This is a genomic window from Stenotrophomonas sp. P5_B8, assembly GCF_054049855.1.
Genome location: NZ_JBFULO010000077.1, coordinates 1 through 12,875 on the forward strand (window position 1 = coordinate 1; position 12,875 = coordinate 12,875).

Consider the following 12,875-nt stretch of genomic DNA (forward strand, 5'->3'; position numbering starts at 1 on the left):
GGCGTGGACCTGCAGGGCCAGCCCTACCTGGCGTTGGCCTACGTCGAAGGCGAACCGATCACTGACTACTGCCAGCGCCTGCAACTGCCGCTGGAGCGTCGCCTGCCGTTGATGCTGCAGGTCTGCGAGGTGGTCAGCCACGCCCACGCCAACCTGATCGTGCACCGCGACCTGAAGCCTTCCAACATCCTGGTCACCGCCGAGGGCGAAGTGAAACTGCTCGATTTCGGCATCGCCAAGCTGCTTGATGATCAAGACGGGCGTGACCCCGCGCAGCATCCGCTGACCGACGCGCGGGCCTTCACCCTGCACTACGCCGCGCCCGAGCAGGTGCGCGGTGAACCGATGACCACGCTCACCGATGTGTATTCGCTCGGTGTTGTGTTGTACGAGGTGATCACCGGGCGCAAACCCTACCGGCTGCGTCGACAGAGCGATGCCGAATGGGAGCGCTCGATTCTGGAGGTGGATGCGCCGCGGGCCTCGGCCGTGGTGCTGCGCGGCAGCGCCGATGCACCGCCCACGACGGCGGCACGGCGACTGGCCCGGCGCCTGCGCGGTGATCTGGACACCGTCCTGCTCAAGGCGCTGCAGAAGGCACCGGCACAGCGCTATGCCTCGGTGGAAGCGCTGGCGCAGGACCTGCGACGCTTTCTGGAAGGCCGACCGATCCACGCGCGGCCGCAGCGCACCCTCTACCGCCTGCACAAGTACCTGGGCCGGCATCGCTGGGGCGTGGCGCTGGGCGCGTCATGCGCGCTGGCGCTGCTCGGCCTGGCGGGCGTAGCGCTGTGGCAGATGCAGCAGGCGCGGCGCGAGATCGTCCGCGCACAGGCCATGCAGGATTTCACCGTGAGCCTGTTCGACCGTGCCGCCAGCGTGCGCCATGGCAGCTTCGACGTGCGCCAGCTGCTGGCGACCGGGCAGCAGCGGGGCGAGGCCGAACTGGCCGACCAGCCGCTGTCGCTGGCCGACCTGGAAGGGGTGATCGGGCGGCTGCGGATCGGCATGGGCGATTACCAGCTGGCGCTGCAGACCCTGGACCGCCAACGCGCGCTGCTGCAACAGGTCGACGACGTGCCGCCGCCGCTGCAACTGGAAGCGGTGACCCAGCGCGGGCGGGCGCTGCGCATGCTGGGACGCTCGCGCGAATGCGTCACCCACATGACCCCGATGCAGGCACTGGCCGCCGAGCAGCGCACGGCGCTGCCCAGCCAGGTGGCCGAGTACCACACCCAGCTCGGCCGGTGCCAGCAGCTGCTGGGCTACCGTGCCCCGGCGCGCGCAGGCTTTGAACAGGCGCTGGCGCTGCGTCGCGAGGTCCTGCACGACCTTCCCGGCACGGCCGACAGCCTGGCCGATCTGGCTGCCCTGGACAGCGACGACGGCCGCCCGCAGGCGGCATTGGCCGGCTACCAGCAGGCCCTGCAGCTGCTGCAGGCGCGGGCCGGCGAGCGCCTGCCGCAGTTGATCGCACTGCGTCGGCATCTCGGCGAGACGCTCGCCGTGCAGGGCAACCTGGACGCGGCCGAGCAGAACCTGCACATCGCCTGGGCCGACGCGGTCAGCCTGTATGGTCCGGACCATCCCGAGACGCTGTCGATCCGGCGCCTGCGTGGGGTGCTGGCAATGCAGCGCGGCGATCTGCAGCAGTCCACCGCGCTGCTGCACCAGGTGCATGCGCTGACCCGCCGCGCCTTGGGCGAGCAGCACCGCGACACCGGCTTGAGCTGGCATGCGCTGGGCCGTCTTGCGCTGGAGCGCGGCGACAGCAGCGAAGCGGTCGCCGACTTCGAGCGTGCCGTGGCCATCTGGCGCCAACCGGACTGCATTGGCCTGTTGCCGCAGGGTCTGTACGACTATGGCACCGCGCTGGCGCAGGCCGGGCGCTGGCAGGCCGCGCTCGCGGCATTGCACGAGGGCCGCCAGTGGCAGGCTGCGCAGCGCGGCGACCATGCGCCTTCGGTGCAGCGCGCCGACCGGCTCATGGCCGAGGTCACCAGCGCCTACGGCGACCCGCACCAGGCCGGTGAGCAGTTGGCGCAGCTGATGCGGCGCAGCGCGCAGGGCGGGCCGGAAGCGGCCACCCAGCAGCAGGCGCTGCAGTTGGCCTGGGGCCGCAACCTGGTCCGCATGGGCCAGGACGTGGAAGCGCGGCGCGCGCTGCAGCAGGTAGCCGGTGGCACCGCGCCCGATCCGGCCAGCATCGAACTGCGCTGGCAGGCACGCACCACCCTGGCCGCGCTGCACTGCACGCAGGCGCCGTGGCGCGGCCGCGAGGCCCTGCTGCAGCTACAGACCGAGGTGCAGGCGCAACGTCCGCAGGGCGGCGCCGTGCTGCGCGGTATCGACCAGGCCCTCCGGGCCTGCGCTGCGCCGGCGCTGGCGTCGCTGCGGTGAGCGGCGGGTTTGCTGAACGTCACGCCGCGACCACCTCGGCGAATTAACGTTCCTCTGCCTATGATGGCCGGCCCTTTCCTGCCAGCGCTGCCTGCATGCAACGTCGCGACTTCATCCGCAATGCCTCCCTGGCCCTGGCCGCGATCGGCTTCCCCGCGTTGCCGGCCTGTGCCGCACAGGGCAACCAGCTCGGGCTGCGCCGGCTCGGCCAGCCGCAGCCGTTCGATTTCGCCACCCTCAAGGGCCAGGCGCGCGCGCTGTCGCAGGCCGCCTACCAGAGCCACAAGCGCACCCTGCCCGGGCCGCTGGAGGCGCTGGACTGGGACCAGTACCAGTCGATCAGCTATCGCCAGGACCACGCCTTGTGGGCCGACAAGCCCGGCAAGTACCAGGCCAAGTTCTTCCACCTGGGCCTGTACTTCCATTCGCCGGTGCGCATGTATGACGTGGTCGATGGCACCGCGCAGGAGCTGGCCTACGATCCGGCGGCGTTCAATTACGGCAAGAGCGGATTGACGGGCAGCCACCTGCCGGCCGACCTCGGCTTTGCCGGCTTCCGCCTCAACACCCGCCAGGACACCGACCGCGACTTCGCCGCGTTCCTGGGCGCCAGCTACTTCCGTGCGGTCGGCAAGGAAGGCCAGTACGGCCAGTCCGCACGTGGCCTGGCGATTGACACCGGGATGGGCAAGCCGGAGGAATTCCCGGACTTCATCGCCTACTACCTGGAACAGCCGGCGGCAGACTCCAACACCCTGGTGGTGTATGCGCTGCTGGATTCGCCCAGCGTGGCCGGCGCCTACCGCTTCGCGATCACCAACGGCGATGTGCTGCTGATGGACATCGACTGCGCGCTGTACCCGCGCAAGGCGATCGAGCGGCTCGGCATCGCCCCGTGCACCAGCATGTACCAGGTCGGCGAGAACGATCGCCGCATGGACTGGGACTGGCGCCCGGAAATCCACGATACCGACGGCCTGTCGATGTGGACCGGCGGCGGCGAGTGGATCTGGCGTCCGCTGTGCAACCCGCACAACCTGCGCTTCAACATGTTCGTGGACAACAACCCGCGTGGCTTCGGTCTGCTCCAGCGTGACCGCAACTTCGACCATTACCAGGACGACGGCGTCTTCTACGAGAAGCGCCCGTGCCTGTGGGTGGAGCCGAAGGGGCAGTGGGGCAAGGGCTCGGTGCAGCTGGTCGAGATCCCCACCGTCGATGAAACCTTCGACAACATCGTGGCGTTCTGGAATCCCGAGGCCAAACCGCAGCCCGGCCAGGAGCTGCTGCTTGGCTACCGCCTGTACTGGGGCGCCGAACCGCCCGCGCACCCGCCGCTGGCCCACTGCGTGGCCAGCCGCACCGGCCTGGGCGGGGTGATCGGCAAGAAGCGCGCGTACTTCTCGTGGCGCTTCGCGGTCGATTTCGAAGGTGGCGAACTGGCCGCGCTGATCGACAAGGGCGAGGTCGAAGCGGTGGTCCAGGCCAGCCGTGGCCGCGTGGAGATCGTCTCGGCGCGTCCGCTGCGCGAGATCAAGGGCTACCGCGCCATGTTCGACCTGGTCCCGCCGGACGATTCCACCGACCAGATCGACATCCGCCTGTACCTGCGCAGCGGCGGCAAGACCCTGACCGAAACCTGGCTGTACCAGTACAGCCCGCCGCCGAAGGGCGCGCCGGAACGCACGTTGTATTGATCGGCCCCCGGCACCGCACGCCGCTCCATGGGGGGAGGGTAGAGCCGAGCCATGCTCGGCTGCTCTCGGCGCAGCAATCACCGCCACGCGCTGCCTGGCACGCCGAGCACGGCTCGGCGCTACGGCCGGGTGACGATCCGCCACACGCTGCCTGGCACGTCGAGCATGGCGCGGCGCTACGGCCGGGTGACGATCAGATCGGCAGCTTGGCCTGCGCCGGGTCGATTTTTCCTTCACCGCGGGTGATCTTCTTGAACTCGGCGCGGCTGACCGACACATAGCGCTCATTGCCGCCGATCTCCACCTGCGGGCCGTCCTGCACGGCGTGGCCGTGCTCGTCCACGCGCACGGTCATGGTGGCCTTCTTGCCGCTGTGGCAGATCGTCTTGATCTCCTGCATCTCGTCGGCCCAGGCCAGCAGGTACTGGCTGCCTTCGAACAGCTCGCCGCGGAAATCGGTACGCAGCCCGTAGCAGAGCACCGGGATGCGCAGCTGGTCGACCACTTCACTGAGCTGCCAGACCTGGCTGCGGGTCAGGAACTGGGCTTCATCCACCAGCACGCAGCCGAGCTTGCCGTGGGCCTCCAGGTCTTGGGCGATGAGCCACTGCAGGTCGGTGTCGCGGTCGAAGGCCACGCCATCGGCCTTCAGCCCGATCCGCGAGGCCACCACGCCACGCCCGGCACGGTCGTCCAGGCGGGGGGTCAGGATGGCCACGCGCATGCCCCGCTCGTGGTAGTTGTGCGCCGACTGCAGCAGGGTCGTGGTCTTGCCGGCGTTCATCGCCGAATAATAGAAATAGAGCTTGGCCATGCGGGGATTTTATCCGCTCCGTGGCCTGGACAGGCTATCGGCCGATCAGTCGGCCGGGCCGGGCACGGTCGTAGGCGCACCGACATCGACCGTACCGTTGCCACGCCCGGCCTGGGCCAGTTCCTCCGCCTTCCATTGCCAGTACCGCGTCGGTTGCCAGTACCCGTCCTGGTAGAACGTGTCCGGGTCCACCACGCGCGCACCACGCTTGTCGCGGACGAACATGTCCATCTTGGCCGTCACGGCGCCGGTGCGGCTGCCGGTGACCGTGCGCAGCCCGCTGCGCAGCTCGCGCTCCAGGCGCGGCTGGGCGGCGGGGTCGCCGAACTCGGCATACAGCGTCCGCCCCTCGCTGACCGCACGCTGGCGTTCGGCCGGATCCAGCGCGGCCCAGTAACGCTCGCGCTGGGCCAGCAGGAACGGCGTGCCGCGTTCGGCGGCCAGATCCATCCATGCATACCCCATGGCCCGGTCGAGCGCGCCGCCCTGGCCGGTCCACCACATTTCGGCCAGGGCGGCCTGCGAGAGTTTGTCGGCGTACCGCGCAGCGGCCTGGAAGTGGCTGCGCGCCTCGCCCATCCGCCCCTCCACCTGTGCCTGGTGACCCAGTTGGCGGTAGCGCATGTCCGGGTGGTTGGCCAGGAAGGCCGGACTGCCCAGTACTTCCCGCGCGCGCAGGTCGGCCACCTGGGGCTGTGCCAGCACCGGCGAGACGGCCATGGCCGCGACCACCACCCACAACCGTCGATCCGTAAGACGCCCGATCACGTGCCACCTCCCTGCGCTCGACAGACGTCCTCAATACCGGCTGCCCGGGTCGGCGTCAACCGGATCGGCTAGCCGGGCGGCCCGGTACAATGCCCCTCCCACGGAGATGGCATGCACGGTCTCAACCCCCCCCAACGCGCGGCAGTGCTGCACTGCGAAGGTCCCCTGCTGGTGCTCGCGGGCGCCGGCAGCGGCAAGACGCGCGTGATCGTGGAGAAAATCGCCCAGCTGATCGCCACCAAGCGCTACCCGGCGCGGCGGATCGCGGCGATCACCTTCACCAACAAGTCCGCCAAGGAAATGCGCGAGCGCGTGGCCAAGCGGCTGCACGGCGGGGATGCCGAGGATGTCACCATCTGCACCTTCCATGCCCTCGGACTGAAGTTCCTGCAGATCGAACACGCGGCGGTGGGGCTCAAGCGCGGCTTCTCGATTTTCGATGCGGACGATGCCACCTCGCAGGTCAAGGACCTGATGTACGGCGCCAAGCCGGACGACATCGAGGACGTGAAAAACCTGATCTCGCGCGCCAAGAATGCCGGCCTCTCGCCAGAGCAGGCGATGGCCGCGGCGCGCAGCAACCGTGAGAAGGAAGCGGCCAGCGTCTACGAGCGCTACCAGCTGCGCCTGACCGCCTTCAACGCGGTCGACTTCGACGACCTGATCSGCCTGCCCGTGCAGGTGCTGGAAGAAAACCCGGAGATCGCGGTGGCCTGGCGCGAGCGCATCGGCTACCTGTTGGTCGACGAATGCCAGGACACCAACGATGCGCAGTACCGGCTGCTCAAGCAGCTGGCCGGCAGCAAGGGCAACTTCACCTGCGTGGGCGACGACGATCAGTCGATCTACGCCTGGCGTGGCGCCAACCCGGAAAACCTGCAGCAGATGGCGCGCGATTACCCGGCGCTTGAAATCATCAAGCTGGAGCAGAACTACCGCTGCTCCAACCGTGTGCTGCGCGCGGCCAATGCGCTGATCGCCAACAACCCGCACGAACACCTGAAGAAGCTGTGGAGCGACCAGGCCGACGGCGAGCGCATCCGCGTGTGGGAATGCCGAAACAGCGAACACGAGGCAGAAAAGGTGGCGGCGGAGATCTCGTTCCTGGCCACCTCCAAGAAGATTCCGTGGAGCGATTTCTGCATCCTGTTCCGCGGCAATTTCCAGTCGCGGCCGCTGGAAAAGGCCCTGCAGCTGGTGCGCGCGCCGTACCACATCACCGGCGGCACCGCGTTCCTGGAACGCCAGGAAGTGAAGGACACGCTGTCCTGGCTGCGCCTGCTGGTGAACCCCGACGACGATACGGCGTTCATGCGCGCGGTCCAGTCGCCCAAGCGCGAAGTCGGCGCCGGCACGCTGGCCAAGCTGGCCGAGCTGGCGTCTGAAAAAGAGCTGCCGATGGCCCATGCCGCCGAAGCGATCGGTGCGTTGTCGCAGCTGCCGCCACGTGCGGCCAATGGACTGAGCCGCTTCACCGACATCCTGCGCGACCTGCGTGCGGAGATGCCCAAGCTCAGTTCCGGCGACCTGGTGCGCAAACTGGTGAAGGAATCGGGGCTGGTCTCCGAGCTGCGCAGCGCATGCAAGGAAGAGTCGGTCTACCAGCGTCGCCTGGGCAACCTGGAAGAACTGGCGCAGTGGTTTGAAGGCGGCCCACGCGGCGCCACCACCGCCGACCTGGCCGCGCAGCTGGCGTTGCTGTCGCGCAACGACAAGGACGATGGCGGCAACCAGGTGCGGATGATGACCATGCACGCCTCCAAGGGCCTGGAATTCCCGTACGTGTTCATCATCGGCTGTGAGGACGGCGTGCTGCCGCACCAGGTCAGCCTGGATGAAGGCAACCTGCAGGAAGAACGCCGCCTGCTGTACGTGGGCATCACCCGCGCCAAGGTGCAGCTGTGGATGAGTTACAGCAAGCTCACCCGCAAGTTCGGCGAGCACGTGCGGCTCAAGCCCAGTCGTTTCTTCGACGAGATTCCGGCCGAGGAAATGCAGCGCGACGGCGCCGATCCCGTCGCCGACGCCGCGCGCAAGAAAGAGCGCGCGAGTGCGGGGTTGGCCGCGATCCAGGCATTGTTCGACTGACCCAACACACGGTAGAGCCGACCGTTGGTCGGCTGCCGTTCCGAGGCGCGTCGGCTGCACTATGTCCGGTCGAAGAGCAGCCGACCAACGGTCGGCTCTACCGTGTTCGCGGCGCGCACTGCACAATCGGGGCATCGTCCTCTGCAGTGATCCGCATGTCCGCCCTGATCCAGACCGACCGCCTGCACCTGCGCCTGATCGATCCCGACCACGATGCGGCCGACATGCTGGCCCTGCTCAACGCGCCGGGCTTCATCCGCAACATCGCCGACCGTGGTGTGCGCACCCTGGCCCAGGCGCGCGACTACACCGCCGAGCGTGTGCTCGGCAGTTACACGCTCAACGGGTTTGGCATGTACGCGATCATCCGTCGCAGCGACGGGGCCTGGCTGGGCAATGCCGGGTTGGTGCGCCGCGATGGACTGCCGGCGCCGGACATCGGCTACGCGTTGCTGTCCGAGTACGAAGGCAACGGCTACGCGTTCGAAGCCGCGCGCGGGGTGATGCACTACGCACGCGATGTGCTGGGCCATGCGGACCTGTACGGCATCGTCTCGCCGGACAACCTGCGCTCGGCCGCGTTGCTGCGCAAGCTGGGCATGGAAGACCGCGGTGACCTGCTGTTGCCGCCGCCGCACGGCGGGGACGTCGTGCTGCTGTTCGCCACGCCGGGTGCGCCGGCCCCTTGATACCGCGCAGCCGAGCATGGCTCGGCTCTACCATCGGCAGGGTCGCGGTGCCTGTTGCCGTGCAGCCGAGCATGGCTCGGCTCTGCCATCGGCAGGGTCGCGGTGCCTGTTACCTCGCAGCCGAGCATGGCTCGGCGCTACCACCGGCAGGGTCGCGGTGCCTGATACCGCGTAGCCGAGCATGGCTCGGCTCTACCATCGGTAGGGCTGCGGTGCCTGTTGCCGCGGAGCCGAGCATGGCTCGGCGCTACCATCGGTCGGCCATGGGTAGAGCCGAGCCATGCTCGGCTGCCTTTTACCCCCCCAACTGCGCGCGCAGGTCGGCCAGCTGTTCCTGCAGCTCGGCCACGGTGGCTTCCAGCTGTTGCACGCGCGCTTCCAGCGCCGGGTTGCCCGCGACGGCACTGCCGCCGCTGGACGCTGCCGACTTGTACTGCTCGGCCAGCGCCTGCCCATCCACCGGTCCACCGAGAAGGTGCATGTAGCGGTCTTCGCGTTGGCCGCTGGCGCGCGGCAACAGCACGGCCAGGCCGCGCTGGATCATGCGTTCGATGTGGTGGCGCAGTTCCTCGGCATCCTGGAACGCGAACAGGCGCTCGCTGCGGGTCAGCAGCTCGTTCACCGTCTGCGGGCCGCGCAGCAGCAACAGGCCCACGATCGCCAACTGCTGGCGGGTCAGGTCCAGCGCGGCACCGGCGCGATGCTCGTAGCGCTCGGCGCGCGAGGAGAACTGCTGGCGCGCCAGGCCAAGCGTTTCCAGCTGGCGCAGCGCGTGGTGCACATCGCCGGCCGACAAGGCCATCACCGGCTCGCGTGCGGTCTTCTGGTTGGCGGCCACCTGGGCGGCGTTGACCGTCAGCGGGTAGGCGTCCGGCGTGGTCGCCTCCTTCTCGATCAGGCAGCCCAGGGCGCGGGCCTGGGCCGCGCTCAGCACGGGCAGGGCGGGGGTCTGGGGGTCATCGGTCATGGGGCGCTCGGCGGTGTTTCAGGGGCGTGCAGCATAGCCGAGGCCCGCACCGCACATGATTGCCGCCGGACAAGCCGGTAAACTGGCGCGACTTTGTTGCTGGTGACCCCGATGCGTCGTACTGCTGCTGTTTCCCTGTCCGTGCTTGCCTGCGCCGTGATGGCGCTCAGTGCCTGCAAGCGCACCGAAGCCCCGGCCGAAGCTGCCCCGCCGCCCGCCAGCGCCCCGGCCGCCGCCGGCGATGCCGCCGTCGCGGCCAACGACAACCTCAACGCCGTGCTGTGGATGCAGCGCGCGCAGGAATACCGGGCGATCACCGAGCAGACCTACCGTGCCGCCGCCGACCACCTGGACAAGGCGCTGAAGGAAGCCAACTGGGATGCGCTGGTACCGGAGGAACGCGGCAACGCCGCCAAGGGCCTCAAGCCGGCCGTGGTGCTGGACGTGGACGAGACCGTGCTGGACAACTCGCCCTACCAGGCGCGCCTGGTGCGCGATGGCAAGGAATACGATGAACTCAGCTGGGACCAGTGGGTGGCCGAGAAGAAGGCCAGGGCGATTCCCGGCGTGGTCGATTTCGCCAAGGCCGCCAATGCCAAGGGCGTGACCCTGCTGTACATCTCCAACCGCGCCGTGCACCTCAAGGAGGCCACTCTGGCCAACCTGCGTGCCGAAGGCCTGCCGGTCGCCGATGACAGCGTGTTCCTCGGCCTGGGCACGGTGGTGAAGGACTGCGAGCAGGCCGGCAGCGAGAAGAACTGCCGCCGCCGCCTGGCCGGCCAGCAATACCGCGTGCTGATGCAGTTCGGCGACCAACTGGGCGACTTCGTCGAAGTCACCGCCAACACCAATGAAGGGCGCGATGTGCTGCTGCAGCAGTACCACGACTGGTTTGGCGAGCGCTGGTGGATGCTGCCCAACCCGACCTACGGCGGCTTCGAGCCGGCGCAGTTCAACAACGATTATTCGCAGTCGCGCCAGGCCCGCCACGACGCCAAGCGCGCCGCGCTGGATTACGCGCCGTGAGCCGCGCCCCGCTGCCGCTGCGTGACGAGGAGCGCCTGATCTTCGCGCTCGACGTGCCGGGCCGCGACGAGGCGCTGGCGTGGGTGGACCGGCTGGGGGAGACGGTCGGGTTCTACAAGATCGGCATGGAGCTGCTCGCCTCGGGCGAGTACTTCGACGTGCTGGAGACCCTGGCCGCGCGCAACAAGCGGGTGTTCGTCGACCTGAAGTTCTTCGACATCCCGGCCACCGCCGCGGCGGTGATCAAGCGCCTGTCGCAGTGGCCGGTCAGCTACGCCACCATCCACGGTTGGCATCCGGCCATGATGGAGGCGTGCGCCGCCGCCAACGGCAGCGAGATGCGCCTGCTGGCGGTGACCGTGCTGACCTCGATGGGCCGTAGCGACCTGGCCCAGATGGGCATCGACCGTGAACCGGTCGAGGTCGTGGTCGAGCGCGCGCTGGCCGCACAGGCTGCCGGCATCGACGGGGTGATCGCCTCCGGCCAGGAAGCGGGGCCGATCCGCGCCGCCACCGGCGCCGGTTTCTCGATCGTGTGCCCGGGCATCCGCCCCGATGGCCCGGGCGGCGATGACCAGAAGCGCACCGTGGGCGTGGCCCAGGCCTTCGCCGACGGCGCCGATGCGATCGTGGTCGGGCGGCCGATACGCCTGGCAAACGATCCGCGCGCCGCCGCCGAGGCGATCCAGCAGGAAATCGCCACCGCCTGGCGCGCGCGCCAGGCCTGAAGCACCCTCCGCCGCACGCCGGATCGGCGTGCGGCGTGACCGGCAGCCCATTACCAATCGAGCGAAGAACGTAGGGGTGGATAGGGTCACGCCCCAGTCGACGGGCGACATTGGCCCAGCGCTCGACGTCGGCATGACCTGAAAACGTGAGCGGCGCCCGTCGCAATCGCCGCGCTTGTGCCTCGGGAAACCCCGCGTCGCCCGCCAACAGCGCCGCGCGCCGCAGTTCGCCCCGCCCCTTCTGCGATGGAATCCATCCTGCCGGCACGACGTTGCCCGGCGCGATCCCATCCTTGCAATGGAGGTGCTGCATGCATGTGTTTACCCGACTGGCTCTGGCGGCCGGTGTCCTCGGACTCTCCCTGGCCGCGCAGGCGGCTCCCGCGCCGCCCAACGGCGAGCTCTTGCGGCCAGTGATCATCGGCGGGGAGGATGCGTCCCCTGGCCAGTATCCCTTCATGGTCAGCCTGCAACGGCTGGACTTCGGCGATTCGGACCATAGCCGCCACTGGTGCGGCGCTACGCTGATCTCGCCTTCCTGGGTGCTCACCGCCGCCCATTGCGTGCAGGGCGCCAAGCCAGCCGGCTATGCCGCGCTCGCCGGGGCCACCGTGCTGGACACCACCGTGCGCAAACGCACGTCCAACATCCGTGCGATCCACGTGCACCCGGCCTTCAACGCCAACACCCTGGTCAATGACGTGGCGCTCATCCAGTTGCGCAAGCCGATAGACGGGGCGGTGCCAGCCACGCTGCTGGAGGGCAGCGATGCCGGTTACCTCAAAACCGGTCGCGACTTCAGCGTGATCGGGTGGGGCGACACCGGGCTGGAGGGCCCGGAGGGCGCGCCCACAGTGCTGCAGACGGTGCAGACCCCGTTCGTGCCCTTCAAGACCTGCCAACAGGCCTACCGCAGCCTGGAGCCCGGCGCGGTGATCTGCGCCGGCAAGGAGGGTATCGACAGCTGCCAGGGCGACTCCGGTGGTCCATTGCTGGTGCAGCGGCGCAAGCAATGGACGGTGCTGGGGGTGGTCAGCTGGGGCCAGGGGTGTGCCCAGGCCGGCTACCCCGGGGTGTATGCGCGACTATCGGCAGGCTATATCCGCGATTTCATCACCGCCACTTGGACACGTTACTGAAATCAATAAAAACAGCCACTTACGTCGATCATGATGAGGTGTTGCCTTAACTCGGATGGCGGCGTAGGATCGCCGCCATCCGGCTTGCCGGAAATGTGCCACACCATTGTCCTCCGGTTTGCGCCGGTTTGAAGAGGTCCCTGCCGATACCGGCGTGGCCTCTTTTTTTTGTTCTTTTCCCATCTGAGCCGAGCGAATTGCTGCAAGCGCCGTCGCAGAGTGAGCACGACGCTACGCGCATGGACGGACAGTGCCCCGGCGACGTCGGATCGGTTGGTGTCTTCGTTCTGGGCTACCGCGAGCGGGAGGGCCCGTAGCGGCCGGTAGGTCCCTGGCGCAAATGTCCCCCGGCCGCGTGGYGGCCTCCTCCTTKATTTTGCCCARGRRCCTACCGSCCGCTACGGGGCTCGGCKTGCGGTGCGKAGGTGGAMGCCAGGCTTTTCYGTCGCTGGTCGGTGGGTCGGGCGCTGGGCKCCCATGCCCTTTCCGGCGAATGTCCTCCGGCGTCGGCCTGCGGCCGCCCCCTCCCCCTTTATTTCGCCTCCAAGGGCATGGGCGC

10 protein-coding genes are annotated in these 12,875 nt (G+C 68.6%); 7 read left to right on the forward strand and 3 right to left on the reverse strand.

What is annotated here, in order from left to right; translation table 11 throughout:
• Together ACXJKH_RS06595 and ACXJKH_RS06600 are read left to right on the forward strand one after the other, a co-directional pair.
• Nucleotides 1-2,400: protein kinase domain-containing protein (locus ACXJKH_RS06595; RefSeq protein WP_457318800.1), on the forward strand; the 2,400-nt coding region annotated here is incomplete at its 5' end.
• 95 nt (nucleotides 2,401-2,495) lie between these two features.
• Entirely contained in the window at nucleotides 2,496-4,097 is a 1,602-nt protein-coding gene (locus tag ACXJKH_RS06600; RefSeq protein WP_457318802.1) for a glucan biosynthesis protein, read from the forward strand.
• A gap of 193 nt (nucleotides 4,098-4,290) precedes the next feature.
• On the opposite strand, the gene ACXJKH_RS06605 is transcribed toward ACXJKH_RS06600, so the two are convergent.
• Nucleotides 4,291-4,911, reverse strand: a complete 621-nt coding sequence (locus ACXJKH_RS06605; protein ID WP_457318804.1) for a thymidine kinase — start codon at nucleotides 4,909-4,911, stop codon at nucleotides 4,291-4,293.
• A 45-nt stretch (nucleotides 4,912-4,956) separates the two neighbouring features.
• The gene (locus tag ACXJKH_RS06610; RefSeq protein WP_457318806.1) at nucleotides 4,957-5,679 is read right to left on the reverse strand and encodes a hypothetical protein; all 723 of its coding nucleotides are present in this window, start codon (nucleotides 5,677-5,679) and stop codon (nucleotides 4,957-4,959) included.
• A gap of 111 nt (nucleotides 5,680-5,790) precedes the next feature.
• Here ACXJKH_RS06610 and ACXJKH_RS06615 point away from each other — a divergent pair, with 111 nt between their 5' ends.
• On the forward strand, nucleotides 5,791-7,767 hold the full coding sequence (locus ACXJKH_RS06615; protein ID WP_457318808.1) for a UvrD-helicase domain-containing protein: 1,977 nt from the start codon (nucleotides 5,791-5,793) through the stop codon (nucleotides 7,765-7,767).
• Nucleotides 7,768-7,922: 155 nt separating this feature from the next.
• Nucleotides 7,923-8,456, forward strand: coding sequence for a GNAT family N-acetyltransferase (locus ACXJKH_RS06620; protein WP_256776646.1), 534 nt, complete (start codon nucleotides 7,923-7,925; stop codon nucleotides 8,454-8,456).
• 295 nt (nucleotides 8,457-8,751) lie between these two features.
• Here ACXJKH_RS06620 and ACXJKH_RS06625 read toward each other — a convergent pair whose 3' ends face one another.
• Nucleotides 8,752-9,423 carry a YceH family protein gene (locus ACXJKH_RS06625; RefSeq protein WP_457318811.1) on the reverse strand — a complete coding sequence of 224 codons (672 nt, stop codon included), beginning with the start codon at nucleotides 9,421-9,423 and terminating at the stop codon, nucleotides 8,752-8,754.
• A gap of 111 nt (nucleotides 9,424-9,534) precedes the next feature.
• Between ACXJKH_RS06625 and ACXJKH_RS06630 the strand changes: the two genes are divergently transcribed.
• From ACXJKH_RS06630 to ACXJKH_RS06640, 3 genes are all read left to right on the forward strand, one after another.
• Nucleotides 9,535-10,449, forward strand: coding sequence for a 5'-nucleotidase, lipoprotein e(P4) family (locus ACXJKH_RS06630; RefSeq protein WP_457318813.1), 915 nt, complete (start codon nucleotides 9,535-9,537; stop codon nucleotides 10,447-10,449).
• Nucleotides 10,446-11,177, forward strand: coding sequence for an orotidine-5'-phosphate decarboxylase (gene pyrF, locus ACXJKH_RS06635; protein WP_457318815.1), 732 nt, complete (start codon nucleotides 10,446-10,448; stop codon nucleotides 11,175-11,177). Before ACXJKH_RS06630 ends, pyrF begins: the two co-directional genes overlap by 4 nt.
• Nucleotides 11,178-11,488: 311 nt before the next feature.
• On the forward strand, nucleotides 11,489-12,316 hold the full coding sequence (locus tag ACXJKH_RS06640; RefSeq protein WP_457318817.1) for a S1 family peptidase: 828 nt from the start codon (nucleotides 11,489-11,491) through the stop codon (nucleotides 12,314-12,316).
• Nucleotides 12,317-12,875: the final 559 nt, after the last annotated feature.

Bases quoted from the DNA above. Each gene is read 5' to 3' on its own strand.
- ACXJKH_RS06600 (WP_457318802.1), top strand. From the start codon at position 2,496: ATGCAACGTCGCGACTTCATCCGCAATGCCTCCCTGGCCCTGGCCGCG.
- ACXJKH_RS06605 (WP_457318804.1), bottom strand. From the start codon at position 4,911: ATGGCCAAGCTCTATTTCTATTATTCGGCGATGAACGCCGGCAAGACC.
- ACXJKH_RS06620 (WP_256776646.1), top strand. From the start codon at position 7,923: ATGTCCGCCCTGATCCAGACCGACCGCCTGCACCTGCGCCTGATCGAT.
- ACXJKH_RS06625 (WP_457318811.1), bottom strand. From the start codon at position 9,423: ATGACCGATGACCCCCAGACCCCCGCCCTGCCCGTGCTGAGCGCGGCC.
- ACXJKH_RS06630 (WP_457318813.1), top strand. From the start codon at position 9,535: ATGCGTCGTACTGCTGCTGTTTCCCTGTCCGTGCTTGCCTGCGCCGTG.
- ACXJKH_RS06640 (WP_457318817.1), top strand. From the start codon at position 11,489: ATGCATGTGTTTACCCGACTGGCTCTGGCGGCCGGTGTCCTCGGACTC.